Below are 13,103 nucleotides of genomic sequence, written 5' to 3' on the forward strand. Positions count from 1 at the left end.
CTGGCGCAAATCAGCACCATGGACGAAAATGTAGCATAGCTGCTCTCACCCTGTCAAGAATAAATTCCTAATAACATGACCGCGGCCGGCGCAAACTGGCTGACACCGCCGGACCGGCCGTCGGACGATGTCTACTGCATGGCTTGCGACGTCTCGGAGCCCTGCTCCGAGGGGCGAGTTCGAGCTCCCGGACAAGAGCAACGAAAACGCCCTTGCGCCGGCGCGGTCTATCGGGCAAACCGGCCTTCCCTTGCGATTTTCCCGCCCGAGGCCTCCATGTCCACGACGATTTCGCCGCTTGCGCCGAAGAAATACCCGAAAATGCCAGAAATCGAGGGGGTGCGCATCGCAACCGCCGAGGCAGGGATAAAGTACAAGGGCCGCACCGATCTTTTGACCATGGTCTTCGATGAAGGCACTGCGGTCGCCGGCGTGTTCACGAAATCGAAATGCCCCTCGGCGCCGGTCGATTTCTGCCGGCAGAATCTCGGCGCGGGCAAGGCGCGGGTGCTGGTCGTCAATTCCGGCAACGACAACGCCTTCACCGGCAAGAAGGGCCGCGAGTCGACCGCACTGACCGGCGAGGCGGCGGCGAAGGCGGCCGGCTGCACGGCAGCGGAGGTTTTCATGGCCTCGACCGGCGTCATCGGCGAGCCGCTCGACACCAGCAAATTCAGCCATCTGCTCGCGGGGCTGGTCAGCAACGGCAAGCCCGAGCTGTGGACCGAAGCGGCAAAGGCGATCATGACCACGGATACCTATCCGAAAGTGGCGACCGCGACCGTCAAGCTCGGCGACACCGATGTCACCATCAACGGCATTTCCAAGGGCGCCGGCATGATCGCGCCCGACATGGCGACGATGCTCTCCTTCATCGCCACCGACGCGCCGATCGCCGCACCTGTCCTGCAGGATCTGTTGTCGCGCGGCACGGCCAAGACTTTCAACGCGGTCACCGTTGACAGCGACACCTCGACCAGCGACACGCTGCTGATCTTCGCCACCGGCAAGGCCGCCAGGCGCGGCGCGCCGGAGATAACCGATCCCAAGGATGCCCGTCTCGGCACGTTCCGCCGGGCGCTCGGCAAGGTGCTGAAATCGCTGGCGCTGCAGGTGGTGCGCGACGGCGAAGGCGCCCGCAAGCAGGTCGAAGTCACCGTCACCGGCGCCAAATCGGCGCGCTCGGCCAAGCGCATCGCGCTGTCGATCGCCAATTCGCCGCTGGTCAAGACGGCAGTCGCCGGCGAGGACGCCAATTGGGGACGCGTCGTCATGGCCGTCGGCAAGGCCGGCGAACCCGCCGATCGCGACCGGCTGTCGATCTGGTTCGGCGACAACAGGCTGGCGCATGAAGGCGAGCGCGACCCCGGCTATTCCGAGGCCGCGACGTCGGCCTACATGAAGCGCGACGATATCCGCATCCGCGCCGATATCGGCATCGGCCGCGGCAAGGCGACGGTGTGGACCTGCGACCTCACCAAGGAATATGTCGCCATCAATGGCGATTACCGGAGCTGACGGTTTTGAGCTCCAGGCATCCGGCAAGCATGCTCGCGATCGTACGCCGTTACGAGGCGGCCGGCTTTCGCGCCTGGCCGGCGGCCGCCGTCCACTATGACGGCACCTGGGTGGTGCGGCTGACCGCCGGCCATCCGGCCAAGCGGCTGAACTCGGTCAATCCGCTCGATCCCGGCGACATCCAGCACATTGCCGACCGTATCGGCCGGGCCAGCCGCCGTTTCGATGCCTATGGCAGGCCGCTGACATTCCGCATGTCGCCGTTGTCGGGTCCCGATCTTGCTGGCCATCTCGACCGTGAGGGATGGAGCCGGTTCGACGAGTCGCTGGTCATGCGGCTGCCGCTGGCCGATGCGCAACTCGACGCTGCCATGGACCAGATCCCGCTGAAAGACATCAGCCGCTTCATCGGCGCGTCGCTCAAGGTCAGCGGTTCGGATGTTTCGCTGCGCCCCGGCCTGTCGGAGATCATCGGCGCCATCCAGCCCGAAGCCGGGCTGTTCGCGCTCGAAGATGGATCAGAAGCGCTGGCGACGCTGATCTGCGTGCATGACGGCGATCTCGCCGGCCTGTTCGAAGTCGCCACCGACAAGTCGGCACGCAACAGGGGCCACGGCCGCAACCTGATCCTGTCGGCACTGAAATGGGCACGGCTGCGGGGCGCACGGGAAGCCTGGCTGCAAGTCGAGGCCAACAATGTGCCGGCACTGGCGCTCTACCATTCGCTCGGCTTCGAGGAAGTCTATCGCTACCACTACCGCCGGCCGCCGGGTCATGAATGATGTCGTGATTGCCGGCAAGCGCCTGCTGCTGGTCGCCGCCTGCGCGCTGGTCGATGCCGACGGCCGGGTGCTTTTGGCGCAGCGGCCTCAGGGCAAGCAACTTGCCGGGCTGTGGGAATTTCCCGGCGGCAAGGTCGAGCCGGGCGAGACGCCCGAACAATGCATCATTCGCGAACTGCATGAGGAAATCGGCATCGAAACCGACATCCCGTGCCTGGCGCCGCTCACTTTCGCCAGCCATTCCTACGACGATTTCCACCTGCTGATGCCGCTGTTCATCTGCCGCCGCTTTCGCGGTATCGCGCAGCCCAGGGAAGGGCAGGCGCTGAAATGGGTAAGGCCGAAGCAGATGCGCGATTATCCGATGCCGCCGGCCGATGAGCCGCTGATCCCGTTCCTCATCGATCTTCTCTGAGGCTCCCGTCCGGCCGGTTCCTGGCCGAGGCGTTGTATCAGCCAGCATTAATGGAAGATTTATCTCGTCGTGAAAAATTGAAGCATGGCCGTTCGCGGCCGAGCCGTCGATTTGCCGGGGAGCGATAGCATGAGCCTAGACAGGGATTGGGACTCGATCCGGCCCGAGCGGGGGTTTCGCGCCGCCGATGCGGGCATGGGCATATTGCGCATAACGCTTCTGTTCGGTTCGGCCGCGGTGGCGCTGGCGCTGATCGCAACCCCTTTCCTCGACAGCCAGACACGCTCGCTGTCGGCCCGTGACGGTTTCGGCGGGCTCGACATGGCGGCCACAGGCTCGATCGGCCATCGCGAAACCTACACGCTGCGCCGCAGCGTGCTGCAGCCGCAGCCGAGCTCGGTCTGCATCATCAGGTCCAATGGCCGGAGCAGCGGCGACTGCTGACATGGTTAAGAAATTTCGCAAAGGCGGCGGTTTCACCGCCTGTTAAGCCTTTGCCGTTAACCTTTCTTAACAGGTCGGCTGTAAGGTCCCGGACAGAGGGGTTGAGGCCATGAAAGCAGTGCTGCTGGGTTTTCTGAACGACGAGACCGGCGCCACGGCCGTCGAATATGGCGTGATCATCGCCGTGCTGTCGCTGGCCATCGTCGGCGGTATCGGTGAGGTCCGCGACGGGATCATCTGGCTGTTCAGCGACAACAACAGCAAGCTTGCGAACGCTTTCGCACCCACTCCCTGATCCGGCTTTTCCGCGCCTGGGGCAGGATCATTGCCCGTCGGGCGCCTCCAGGATTGTTTTCAGCGAGACCTTGGCCGACCCTGGCTTCAGCGGTTTTTGCTGCGAAGCGTCGGGCGCCCAGCCGGACATCCAGACAATCGAGAAACTTGCCCTGACGCGGCCGTCGGGGTCGGAAAACCGCTCGGCGTAGATTTCCGCCGCGCGGGCAAACAGCTTGCGCGAGCCCGGCCGCCGGCTGCGATCGGTGAGCGCATTGGTCTCGCCCATGGCCCGCAGATCCGCGATCAGGTTGAACAGGCTGGCATAGCGCACCGTCACCGTCTCGACGTCGGCGACCGGCAGAGCGAGACCGGCGCGCTGCAGCAGCGCACCGGCATCGCGCACGTCGGTGAACGGGGCGACACGCGGGCTGGCGCCGCCGTAAAGCTCGGTCTCGGCCGCAAGCAGGCTTTCGCGCAACTCGAAAAGCGTACCGGCGCCGGCAAAGGCGCCGAGGAAAAGCCCATCCGGCCGCAACGCACGGCGGATCTGGATCAGCATGCCTGGGATGTCGTTCATGGCCTGCAGCGACAAGAGCGACACCGCCAGATCGAGGCTTTCCGGCTCGAACGGCACGGTTTCGAGCGGTGCGATCAGGCCGGCATCGCCACCGCTCAGGAAAGCCGTATCCGTCTCGACGCGGACAATGTCGGCGACCTTGCCGCTTTCAGCGAGCGTTTCGGCCGCCGCCGGCGTCTGGCAAAACAGCACGGCCGCCTTGCCGAACCGGCGCTCGACGGCGCCCAGCCGGTCGGCAAGGTCCTCGGCCGTGCGGCGCATGAGGAAGTCCGCGCCGTCGACCGGACGGGCAAGCGCGCGCCGCTTGTGCGTCAGCCACAGAGAGGTATCCATTATTGGCTGCAACGGGCAGATCCTTTGTTTGTCCACGCTCCGAGATCGTTGATATGGTGGCGCGCAGGAGCAACCACGTGGCCGATCCGATGCCCAAGATCAAGTCCATCGGGATCACGAACCTGGCCCGGTCGGTTGTCGGCTGGCCGGCGCGGATGCTGTTTCCGCCGGTCTGCGCCGGTTGCCGCCGGCATGTCTCGCAGCCGGGCGTGCTGTGCGGCGCCTGCTGGCCGAAGCTCAGGCTGCTGGAGCGGCCATGGTGCCCTGTCATGGGTACGCCGTTCACCCACCATATGGGCGAAGGCTTTCTGTCGGCCGAGGCGATTGCCGATCCGCCGCCTTTCGAGCGGGCGCGGGCGGCGGTCGCCTATTCCGGCGTTGCGCGCCAGATGGTGCAAGGGTTGAAATACCAGGATCGCACGGATCTGGCACCTTGGATGGCGCGCTGGATGATGCGTGCGGGTGCCGATCTCATCGCCGAGGCGGATGTGGTGGTGCCGGTGCCGCTGCACTGGCGACGGTTTTTCAGGCGGCGCTTCAACCAGTCGGCGGAACTGGCAAGGGCGGTCTCGGCACTTAGCGGATTGCCCTTCGCCCCGTCGGCGGTGCGGCGCGTGAAACTCACCCGCCAGCAGGTTGGGCTGGAGCGCGGCGAACGCGAGGAGAATGTGCGGGCCGCGTTCCGGGTGCCCGCCGAGGCGGAAATCGAGATCGCCGGCCGCAGGGTACTTTTGATCGACGATGTCTACACCACCGGCGCCACGGTGCGTTCCGCCACCAAGGCGCTGAAAAGGGGAGGTGCGGCCGCCGTCGACGTGCTGACCTTTGCGCGTGTGTTGCCGGGGGACTTTCGGGCGGACGAGTCCGCGACTATATAAGTCGGCAACGAACAGCGGAAATTCGTCATGACCGATGTCACGATCTACACCCGCATGATGTGCGGCTATTGCACGGCAGCCAAGCGGCTGCTCGAGCGCAAGGGCGTCGCCTTTACCGAGCACGATGCCTCCTTCTCGCCGGAATTGCGCCAGGAGATGATCTCCCGGGCGCATGGCCGCACGACCTTTCCGCAGATTTTCATCGGCGATACGCATGTCGGCGGCTGTGACGACCTCCACGAGCTGGAGGCCGAAGGCCGGCTGGACAAATTGCTCGCCAACGGCGCGACGAATTGAGGGAATGACGATGGGTGTTTTCAAGGCCGCTGCGATCCAGATGCGTTCGGGCGAGAGCCCCGAGCGCAACGCCGTCGATCTCGAACGGCTGGTGCGTGAAGCAGCCAGCCTGGGTGCCACCTACATCCAGACGCCGGAAATGACCGGGGCGCTGATCCGCGACAAGGAAGCTCGCGCCGCATCGTTCACGTCGGAAGACAAGGACATCGTCGTCGCGACCGCGCGCAGGCTGGCCAGGGAGCTCGGCATCTTCCTGCATATCGGCTCGACCGCCATTCTGCGCGCCGACGGCAAGCTCGCCAACCGGGCGCTGCTGTTCGGGCCGGATGGTGCTGCGCTCGCCGTCTACGACAAGATCCACATGTTCGACGTCGATCTCGACAATGGCGAGAGCTGGCGTGAGTCCGCCGCCTATGAACCGGGAACCGAGGCCGTCGTCACCGACATCGAGGGTGCAAAGCTCGGCTTCGCCGTTTGCTACGATCTGCGCTTTCCGCAACTCTTCCGCGCCGAGGCGTTGGCCGGCGCAGACCTGCTTTCCGTACCGGCTGCCTTCACCCGCCAGACGGGCGAGGCGCACTGGCACGTGCTGCTCAGGGCCCGCGCCATCGAGAACGGCGCCTATGTCGTCGCCGCCGCGCAAGGCGGCTTGCATGAAGACGGCCGCGAGACTTACGGCCATTCGCTGATCGTCGATCCGTGGGGCCGGATCATTGCGGAAGCCGCGCATGACGAACCGGCGGTGATCGTCGCCGAGATCGATCCGGCGCAGTCGCTTGCCGCGCGCAAGAAGATCCCCAATCTCAGGAATGCGCGGGATTTCGCCGTCAATGCCGGCTCGGGCGAGGCGCCGCGGCTCAGGGGTGCAGCCTCTTGATCCGTTTTGCCCTGATCTGCGAGCACGAGCACGAATTCGAAGGCTGGTTCCGCAGCAACGACGATTTCGATACCCAGAAGAAGCGCGGCTTCGTCGATTGCCCGAGCTGCGGTTCGCACAAGGTGCAGAAAGCACTGATGGCGCCGGCCGTCTCCACGGCGCGCAAGCAGGAAACCATAGCGCTGGCCATGGGCGAGGCGCAGAAGCAGGCTTTGGCGCAGCTCAAGGCGATGGCCGAGAAGGTGCGCGAGAATGCCGATTATGTCGGCGACAAGTTCGCCGAGGAAGCGCGAAAGATCCATTTCGGCGAGAGCGACCCGCGCGGCATCTATGGCGAGGCGACGCTGGACGAGGCCAAGAGCCTGGTCGAGGACGGCGTCGAGTTCATGCCGATCCCGGTGTTTCCGGACGACCGCAACTGAGTTCCGAGGGAGCTTTGCGCGACCCAGAAGCGATTGAGCCGCGACGCAGCATAAGAGCCGTCGTTGGCCGATTGGCCCGCTGGGGCGCCGTCAAGCTTAGCGGTACCCGAATGATCGACGGGTTGCTCATCATCAGCGACAAGGGAACCGACAAGATCGTCGAGGCGCTTCAGCTTATTCGTGATTTTGATCCAGTGCGCTACAGACGGCTGCTTGGTGACGTAAGACAGGTATTTGTCACAACCCTTCCTGCTTCCGTCGCGCAATGGGCAAACTCTTCCAAGGCATGCGAATTGGACGAGCGCCATATCATCAGCGAAGGGACGACGCCGGAATTGGTCGCTTCGATTATCGTCCATGAAGCCACCCACGCGCGGCTTATGCGATGTGGTATCGGCTACGAAGAGGCGCTGCGGGATCGCGTGGAGCAGGTCTGTCTGCGTCGAGAAATAGCCTTTGCGGCCAGATTGCCGACCGGAAAGGGCCGGAGCCAGCAAGCCGAAGCGACACTCGAGGCCATGCCGGACTTTTCCGACAAGGCGATGAGTGAGCGCTATCTCAGCGGTTTGCGGGATGCTCTGCTCTACCTCAACATGCCGACCCGGCTTGTCGACCTCACCGTATCATACCGCCGCTGGAAACACCGGCGCCGGTTCTCGCGGCAGCCTACGAACTGACCCGGCTTAGCTCACGCTCCCGATCAATTTCTCAAGCAGCCGAGAGAGCGTCTCCCGTTCGGCCGGTGTCAGGCCGGAAAGAATCTCATGCTCGTTGGCAACATGGGCGGCAATAGCCTCATCGATCAACGCGAGACCCTTTTCGGTCAGCCGCACGACAATGCCGCGCCGATCGTTGGGGTGCGGCCCGCGCAAGATCAATCCGGACGTTTCGAGCCGGTCGAGCCGGTTGGTCATGGCGCCTGACGTCACCATCGTCGCTTCATAGAGGGCGGTCGGCGTCAGGGCGTAGGGTGATCCAGAGCGGCGCAGCGTTGCCAGCACGTCGAATTCCCCGGACTGCAATCCATAACGGGCAAACAACGGCGCCAGGCGCTCGCGGGCGATCAGCGAGGCGGCCTCGTTCAGCCGCCCGAGCACACCCATCGGCGAGACGTCCAGATCGGGTCGTTCCCGCTTCCATTGCTCGATCGCCCGTGCTGCCCTGTCCAACTGTCTCACCATCATTTATCTTGACGTTAAGAATCTTTCCGTTATCTTACTGCAAGATGCAATGCCGGCCAAGAGCCGCGCTACAGGATTCGGTCAATGAAGCTTCTCTGGGATTCGGCGCTCGGCCTGCTGGTCGTCACCGGCGGCCTGCTCGGCCTGACGCTGCCGTTCGGCAAGCTCGCCACGGCTGCCGGCGTGCCGGCCATGGTCTGGGCCTTCGTCATCTCGCTCGGCGCCGGCGGGGTCTTGCTGTGCATGCTCTTGGCTCGCGGCAAGCGGGTCCGGCTCACCGCGCACAAATTGCGCTATTTCTTCGTCACCGCCGCGGTGTCCTATGCTGTCCCCAATCTCCTGATGTTCTCGGCCATCCCGCATCTGGGCGCCGGCTACACCGGCATCATGTTCACGCTGTCGCCGGTCATCACGCTGGTGTTCTCGATCCTGCTGCGTGTCCGGCGCCCCAACATGCTGGGCATTGCCGGCATCGCCGTCGGCTTCGTCGGCGCCGTCATGGTCGCGGTGACGCGCGGCGAGGCCGGCCAGCCGGCCGATTTGTTCTGGGTGGCGATGGGGTTGCTCATCCCGGTCAGCCTTGCCGCCGGCAACATCTATCGCACGGTCGACTGGCCGGACGGTACCGGCCCGATCGAGCTTGCCGTCGGCAGCCATCTGGCGTCGGCGGCGATGCTGCTTGCCGGCATTCTCCTCCTGTTCGGCGGCGAAGCTTTCGTCCCACTCGGCGGCGTGCCGCTGGTCGTCGTCGCGCAGGTTGCGTCGGCATCGGCGATGTTCGCGTTCTTCTTCCGGCTGCAGGCGGTCGGCGGTCCGGTCTATCTCAGCCAGATCGGTTATGTGGCGGCGGCCGTCGGCCTGTTTGCCGGAACCCTCTTCCTCGGCGAGCACTATCAACTGCTGACCTGGGCAGGCGCGCTCATCATCACTGCCGGCGTGTTCATCACCACCAGGGCACAAAGCCAGAAGGCGTGAGCGGTCGCAGGGGATCCGAACTGCCTTCGCGCCTGGAGCCGATCTCACCTGAATTTGTATCCAGATCTGCTTTATCTTCTTGTTTGAGCGTGGTCTTTTCCGAGGACCTTTCCCTTTTTGGAATCGTGCTCTGGAGCAAGCCATGACCGAACCGAAGACATCCGAGGGGACTGCCGTCGATGTAGCTGATTTTCGCGCCGCGATGCGGCTGATCGTCGGCAATGTCAGCGTCATCACCGCCGGCACCGGCGAGGATCGCTCCGGTCTGGTGGTCATTTCGGTCGTCTCGCTGTCGGCCGAGCCGCCCAAGGTGATCGCCTGTGTCAACCGGTCATCGTCGACCTGGCCGGTGATCGAACGCTACCGGCATTTCGGCGTCAACTCGCTTGGCCCCCAGCATCAGCGCGTGGCCGAGCGGTTCTCCGGCTTCGGCGGCATCAAGGGCAAGGACCGCTATGAGGGCGCCGAATGGGTGACGCTCAAGACCGGAGCTTTGCTGCTTTCGGATGCGGTGGCCGCATTCGACTGCAGCCTCGATGAAATGATCGATCGCGGAACGCATTCCATCGTCATCGGTTCGGTCGAGGCCGTGCGCACGTCCGATGCCGGCCAGGCGCTGATCTACTGGCGCGGCGGCTACAGGCCGCTGAATTCTGAATAAGGTCAGACCGAGCCTTTTTCCGCCAGGACCATGTAGTTGACGTCCATGTCCTTCGACCGCGCCCAGCGGTCGGCCAGCGGATTGTAGGTGACGCCGGTGCGGTCGATGATGGTCAGGCCGGCGCCGCCAAGCGCCTTTTCGAGTTCTTCCGGGCGCACCAGCTTGCCGAACTGGTGGGTGCCGCGCGGCAGCCAGCGCAGCACATATTCGGCGCCGATGATGGCTAAGCCCAGCGCCTTCAGCGTGCGGTTGATGGTGGCCACGAACATGATGCCGCCGGGCCGCACCATCTCGCCGCATTTGGCGACGAAGAGGTCTATGTCGGCGACATGCTCGACCACTTCCATGTTGAGGATGACGTCGAATTTCTCGCCGGCGTCGGCAAGGTCCTCGGCCGTCGTGGCGCGATAGTCGACGCTGACATTGCCTTCGGCGGCGTGCAGCTTGGCCACTTCGATGTTGGTTTCGGAGGCATCCGCGCCCACAACCTCGGCGCCAAGCCGCGCCATCGGCTCGCACAAAAGTCCGCCGCCGCAACCGATGTCGAGGATGCGCAGTCCCTCGAAAGGCCTTGCAGCGCGTGGGTCACGGCCGAAGCGCGTCGCTATCTGGTCGCGGATATAGGCCAGCCGGACCGGATTGAATTTGTGCAGGGGACGGAACTTGCCGTTCGGGTTCCACCATTCGGCGGCAAGGGCGGAAAAGCGTTCCACTTCTCCGGCATCGATCGTCGATCGTCGGGGCTCTGGCATAGTTGGTCTCCTCGACACTACAGCGCCGCGCGTCCTCTTGGACGCGCAAAGGACGCTGTAGCACTTTAGATTCTGCGCATGATCCTTTCCGAAATCGACTTCGATTTCGGGGTCATGCGCTAGGAAGTCGGGCGTGAGGCCGCGAATGTCAAGGCAACAATTTTCCTCTGCCGGCAGGGAGTTGGATTCTGTCAGGGCATGTCAGCTGGAGTGCGCCGCGGTGAAACACAATTGGCCTGGCGGGCGAAGGAACACATCATCGTTTTGAACTCGAAGGAGGTGACGATGACAGCAATGACGGCTTCGATCCTCTGGCATCGGCTGGACGTGGAGGGGCATGATGCCTGTCTGCTTGCGCAGACCGATGGCGGGCACAGCCTCAAGGGACAAGCCATCTTCATCCAGGACGGCAAGCCGTGCTGCCTCGCCTACGAGGTGGATTGCGATGCCGGCTGGCACACACGGGCGGCGCTTGTCGAAGGCTTTCTCGGCACGCGCCAGCTGCACTATGCGATCGAACGCGATTTCAACGGCCAGTGGACGCTGAACGGCGAAGTCCAGCAGGGTGTCGACGGTCTTGTCGACGTCGATCTTGGCTTCACACCGGCATCGAACCTGCTGGCGATCCGCCGGTATGGCCTCGGGATCGGCGAAGCGTCGCCTGCCCCGGCTGCCTACCTGACTTTCCCTGAACTGAGCCTGGTGCGCCTCGATCAGACCTATCGGCGTCTCGACACGGTTCGCTATGCCTATGCCGCGCCGGTGTTCGGCTATGACGAGACCCTCAATGTCTCGCCGCACGGCTTCGTTGCGACTATCCCGGCCTGTGGAGAAGCGCGGCTGCGTCAGGCTGAAGCGATTGTGATCAGTCCGCTGCGACTTGCGTCGTGCCGAGCACGTCACGCAGTTTCGCCGCCAGTTGCTCAATGGTGAAGGGCTTGGCGAGGAAATGCACGTCGTGGTCGAGCACGCCGTTGTGGACCACGGCGTTCCTGGTGAAGCCGGTGGTGAAGATCACCTTCAGCAGCGGCATGCGGGCAACGGCCTCTTCCGCCAGCTTGCGGCCGTTCATGACGGGCATGACGATGTCGGTGAACAGCAGAGCGACCTTCGGGTTCTCCGCCAGTTTCTGCAACGCTTCCTCGCCACTCGCGGCATCAATGACGGTGTATCCGAGTTCGCGTATGGCCTCGACGGTGGAGACCCGCACGCGGGCATCATCCTCGACGACAAGGATCGTTTCGGCGACCGGTGCGGCGGGGTTGTCGCCGCGCCCGGTGGGCACGGCCGGCTCTTCGGCGCCGAAATACCGCGGCAAGTAGATCTTGATTGTCGTGCCTTCGCCGGGCTCGGAATAGATGTTGACGTGGCCGCCCGACTGTTTGACGAAGCCGAACACCTGGCTCAATCCAAGGCCGGTGCCCTTGTTGACCGGCTTGGTGGTGAAGAAGGGTTCGAAGGCCTTGGCCATGACATCGGGGGTCATGCCCGAACCGGTATCGCTGACGGCGATCATCACATACTGGCCGGCCGCGACTTCGGCATGGGCGGCGGCGTAGCTGTCGTCGAGATGGCTGTTGGCGGTCTCGATGGTCAGCTTGCCGTCATCGCCCATGGCGTCGCGGGCGTTGACAGCCAGGTTGAGAACGGCGTTCTCGATCTGGCTCGGGTCGGCATGGGTTTTCCACAAGCCTCCCGCCAGCACCGTTTCGATGCGTATGGTTTCGCCGAGTGCCCGCCGGATCAGGTCGGACATCCCGGTCAGCAGGCGGTTGGCGTCGACGATCTGCGGCGCCAGCGGCTGCTGACGCGAGAAGGCGAGCAGCCGGGCCGTCAGATTGGCGGCACGGGTCGCGGCATCGATCGCCGCGTCGATGAATTGTGCGATGTCGTGCTCGCCGCGCGCCAGCTTGCGCTGGGCGAGGTTCATGGCGCTGATGATCACCGCCAGCATGTTGTTGAAGTCGTGGGCGATGCCGCCTGTAAGCTGGCCGACCGCCTCCATCTTGTGCATCTGGCGGATCTGGGATTCTGCCTTTTCACGTGTCTCGATCTCACTGCCGAGCGCGACGTTCTTGCGCACCAACTCCTCCTGGGCGACGACCACCTCAAGGAAGCGGCGGCGCGATTCCCTGATCGCGTAGCCGGCAAGCAGGAAGATCGCCAGCAGTGCCGCCACCGAACCGATGCGTAGCCAGGTCTCGACCTGGTCGGTATGCGCGTCGCGCGCGGCGACGGCTGCGGCGCTGATGCGTCGGACCGTATCCATGCTGGTTCGGATTTCGTCCATGACTGCCTTGCCCTGGCCGCTGCGAATCAGATCCAGCGCTTTCGTCGCATTGCCCTGGTCGTACAGGGCAATCGTCTCGGCCAGTTCAGCCTGCTTTTGCGAAAGCGCGTCCTTGATGTGGTTGATCGGCTGGACGAACTGGTCGTCGGGGGCGGTCAAGCTGTCGATACGGGCAAGTTGCCCCGGAATGGCGCCGACAGCGCTCCGATAGGGTTCGAGATAGGATTTCTCGCCGGTCAGCAGGTAGCCACGCTGGCCGTTCTCGGCTTCCTGTGCCAGAGAAAGCAGACCCGAAAGCAATTGCTGATATTCGATTGCCTCGCGCGCGGCGGCGCGGTTGGCCCGCTGTTCCTCGACCAGCATGGCACGGCTGCCGACAATAAGCGCCAGCACCGCAAAGCCTGCGACAAGCGGGAGCGATTGCC

Annotated in this window: 17 protein-coding genes; 13 read left to right on the forward strand and 4 right to left on the reverse strand. The window is 64.1% G+C overall.

Annotation, left to right across the window (positions count from 1 at the left end):
• The first annotated feature begins 276 nt into the window (after positions 1-276).
• The 5 genes from argJ to EN914_RS07525 all read left to right on the forward strand — a co-directional run bounded on the left by argJ (position 277) and on the right by EN914_RS07525 (position 3,454).
• Positions 277-1,518, forward strand: a complete 1,242-nt coding sequence (gene argJ / locus EN914_RS07505; RefSeq protein WP_127389038.1) for a bifunctional glutamate N-acetyltransferase/amino-acid acetyltransferase ArgJ — start codon at positions 277-279, stop codon at positions 1,516-1,518.
• Between the two features lie 29 nt (positions 1,519-1,547).
• Positions 1,548-2,300 (forward strand): N-acetyltransferase, encoded by a 753-nt coding sequence (locus tag EN914_RS07510; RefSeq protein WP_032899301.1) that lies wholly within the window; start codon positions 1,548-1,550, stop codon positions 2,298-2,300.
• Complete coding sequence (locus EN914_RS07515; protein WP_024503790.1) at positions 2,293-2,715, forward strand: (deoxy)nucleoside triphosphate pyrophosphohydrolase; 423 nt, start codon at positions 2,293-2,295, stop codon at positions 2,713-2,715. The genes EN914_RS07510 and EN914_RS07515 overlap by 8 nt, the downstream gene beginning before the upstream one ends.
• 129 nt (positions 2,716-2,844) lie before the next feature.
• On the forward strand, positions 2,845-3,159 hold the full coding sequence (locus EN914_RS07520; RefSeq protein WP_013529445.1) for a hypothetical protein: 315 nt from the start codon (positions 2,845-2,847) through the stop codon (positions 3,157-3,159).
• A gap of 109 nt (positions 3,160-3,268) precedes the next feature.
• Complete coding sequence (locus tag EN914_RS07525) at positions 3,269-3,454, forward strand: Flp family type IVb pilin (RefSeq protein WP_013529446.1); 186 nt, start codon at positions 3,269-3,271, stop codon at positions 3,452-3,454.
• A 27-nt stretch (positions 3,455-3,481) separates the two neighbouring features.
• Here EN914_RS07525 and EN914_RS07530 read toward each other — a convergent pair whose 3' ends face one another.
• Positions 3,482-4,357: a class I SAM-dependent methyltransferase gene (locus tag EN914_RS07530; protein ID WP_024503791.1), complete on the reverse strand. Its 876-nt coding sequence runs from the start codon at positions 4,355-4,357 to the stop codon at positions 3,482-3,484.
• A 65-nt stretch (positions 4,358-4,422) separates the two neighbouring features.
• Here EN914_RS07530 and EN914_RS07535 point away from each other — a divergent pair, with 65 nt between their 5' ends.
• The 5 genes from EN914_RS07535 (at position 4,423) to EN914_RS07555 (ending at position 7,496) form a co-directional block, all read left to right on the forward strand.
• Positions 4,423-5,223, forward strand: coding sequence for a ComF family protein (locus EN914_RS07535; protein WP_013529448.1), 801 nt, complete (start codon positions 4,423-4,425; stop codon positions 5,221-5,223).
• A 27-nt stretch (positions 5,224-5,250) separates the two neighbouring features.
• Complete coding sequence (grxC, locus tag EN914_RS07540) at positions 5,251-5,520, forward strand: glutaredoxin 3 (RefSeq protein WP_024503792.1); 270 nt, start codon at positions 5,251-5,253, stop codon at positions 5,518-5,520.
• 10 nt (positions 5,521-5,530) lie between these two features.
• Positions 5,531-6,397 (forward strand): carbon-nitrogen hydrolase family protein, encoded by an 867-nt coding sequence (locus EN914_RS07545; RefSeq protein WP_024503793.1) that lies wholly within the window; start codon positions 5,531-5,533, stop codon positions 6,395-6,397.
• Positions 6,394-6,819 carry a DUF1178 family protein gene (locus tag EN914_RS07550; protein ID WP_013529451.1) on the forward strand — a complete coding sequence of 142 codons (426 nt, stop codon included), beginning with the start codon at positions 6,394-6,396 and terminating at the stop codon, positions 6,817-6,819. The genes EN914_RS07545 and EN914_RS07550 overlap by 4 nt, the downstream gene beginning before the upstream one ends.
• Before the next feature lie 110 nt (positions 6,820-6,929).
• A complete protein-coding gene (locus EN914_RS07555; RefSeq protein ID WP_024503794.1) occupies positions 6,930-7,496 on the forward strand; it encodes a hypothetical protein in 567 nt (188 codons plus the stop codon).
• Between the two features lie 6 nt (positions 7,497-7,502).
• Here the strand turns inward: EN914_RS07555 and EN914_RS07560 are convergent, their stop codons facing one another.
• Positions 7,503-7,988 (reverse strand): MarR family winged helix-turn-helix transcriptional regulator, encoded by a 486-nt coding sequence (locus EN914_RS07560; protein ID WP_013529453.1) that lies wholly within the window; start codon positions 7,986-7,988, stop codon positions 7,503-7,505.
• 96 nt (positions 7,989-8,084) lie between these two features.
• Here EN914_RS07560 and EN914_RS07565 point away from each other — a divergent pair, with 96 nt between their 5' ends.
• Both EN914_RS07565 and EN914_RS07570 read left to right on the forward strand, forming a co-directional pair.
• Complete coding sequence (locus EN914_RS07565; RefSeq protein WP_013529454.1) at positions 8,085-8,975, forward strand: DMT family transporter; 891 nt, start codon at positions 8,085-8,087, stop codon at positions 8,973-8,975.
• 142 nt (positions 8,976-9,117) lie between these two features.
• On the forward strand, positions 9,118-9,636 hold the full coding sequence (locus tag EN914_RS07570; RefSeq protein WP_013529455.1) for a flavin reductase family protein: 519 nt from the start codon (positions 9,118-9,120) through the stop codon (positions 9,634-9,636).
• 2 nt (positions 9,637-9,638) lie between these two features.
• On the opposite strand, the gene ubiG is transcribed toward EN914_RS07570, so the two are convergent.
• Positions 9,639-10,388 (reverse strand): bifunctional 2-polyprenyl-6-hydroxyphenol methylase/3-demethylubiquinol 3-O-methyltransferase UbiG, encoded by a 750-nt coding sequence (ubiG, locus tag EN914_RS07575; protein ID WP_023811162.1) that lies wholly within the window; start codon positions 10,386-10,388, stop codon positions 9,639-9,641.
• A 210-nt stretch (positions 10,389-10,598) separates the two neighbouring features.
• Here ubiG and EN914_RS07580 point away from each other — a divergent pair, with 210 nt between their 5' ends.
• Positions 10,599-11,321 carry a putative glycolipid-binding domain-containing protein gene (locus tag EN914_RS07580; protein WP_245462105.1) on the forward strand — a complete coding sequence of 241 codons (723 nt, stop codon included), beginning with the start codon at positions 10,599-10,601 and terminating at the stop codon, positions 11,319-11,321.
• Here the strand turns inward: EN914_RS07580 and EN914_RS07585 are convergent.
• Positions 11,254-13,103, reverse strand: a 1,850-nt coding sequence (locus EN914_RS07585) for a CHASE3 domain-containing protein (protein WP_127389039.1), incomplete at its 5' end; no start/stop codon positions are given. The genes EN914_RS07580 and EN914_RS07585 overlap by 68 nt on opposite strands.

The sequence above is a fragment of the Mesorhizobium sp. M7A.F.Ca.CA.001.08.2.1 genome, assembly GCF_003998455.1.
Taxonomy (GTDB): domain Bacteria; phylum Pseudomonadota; class Alphaproteobacteria; order Rhizobiales; family Rhizobiaceae; genus Mesorhizobium; species Mesorhizobium ciceri.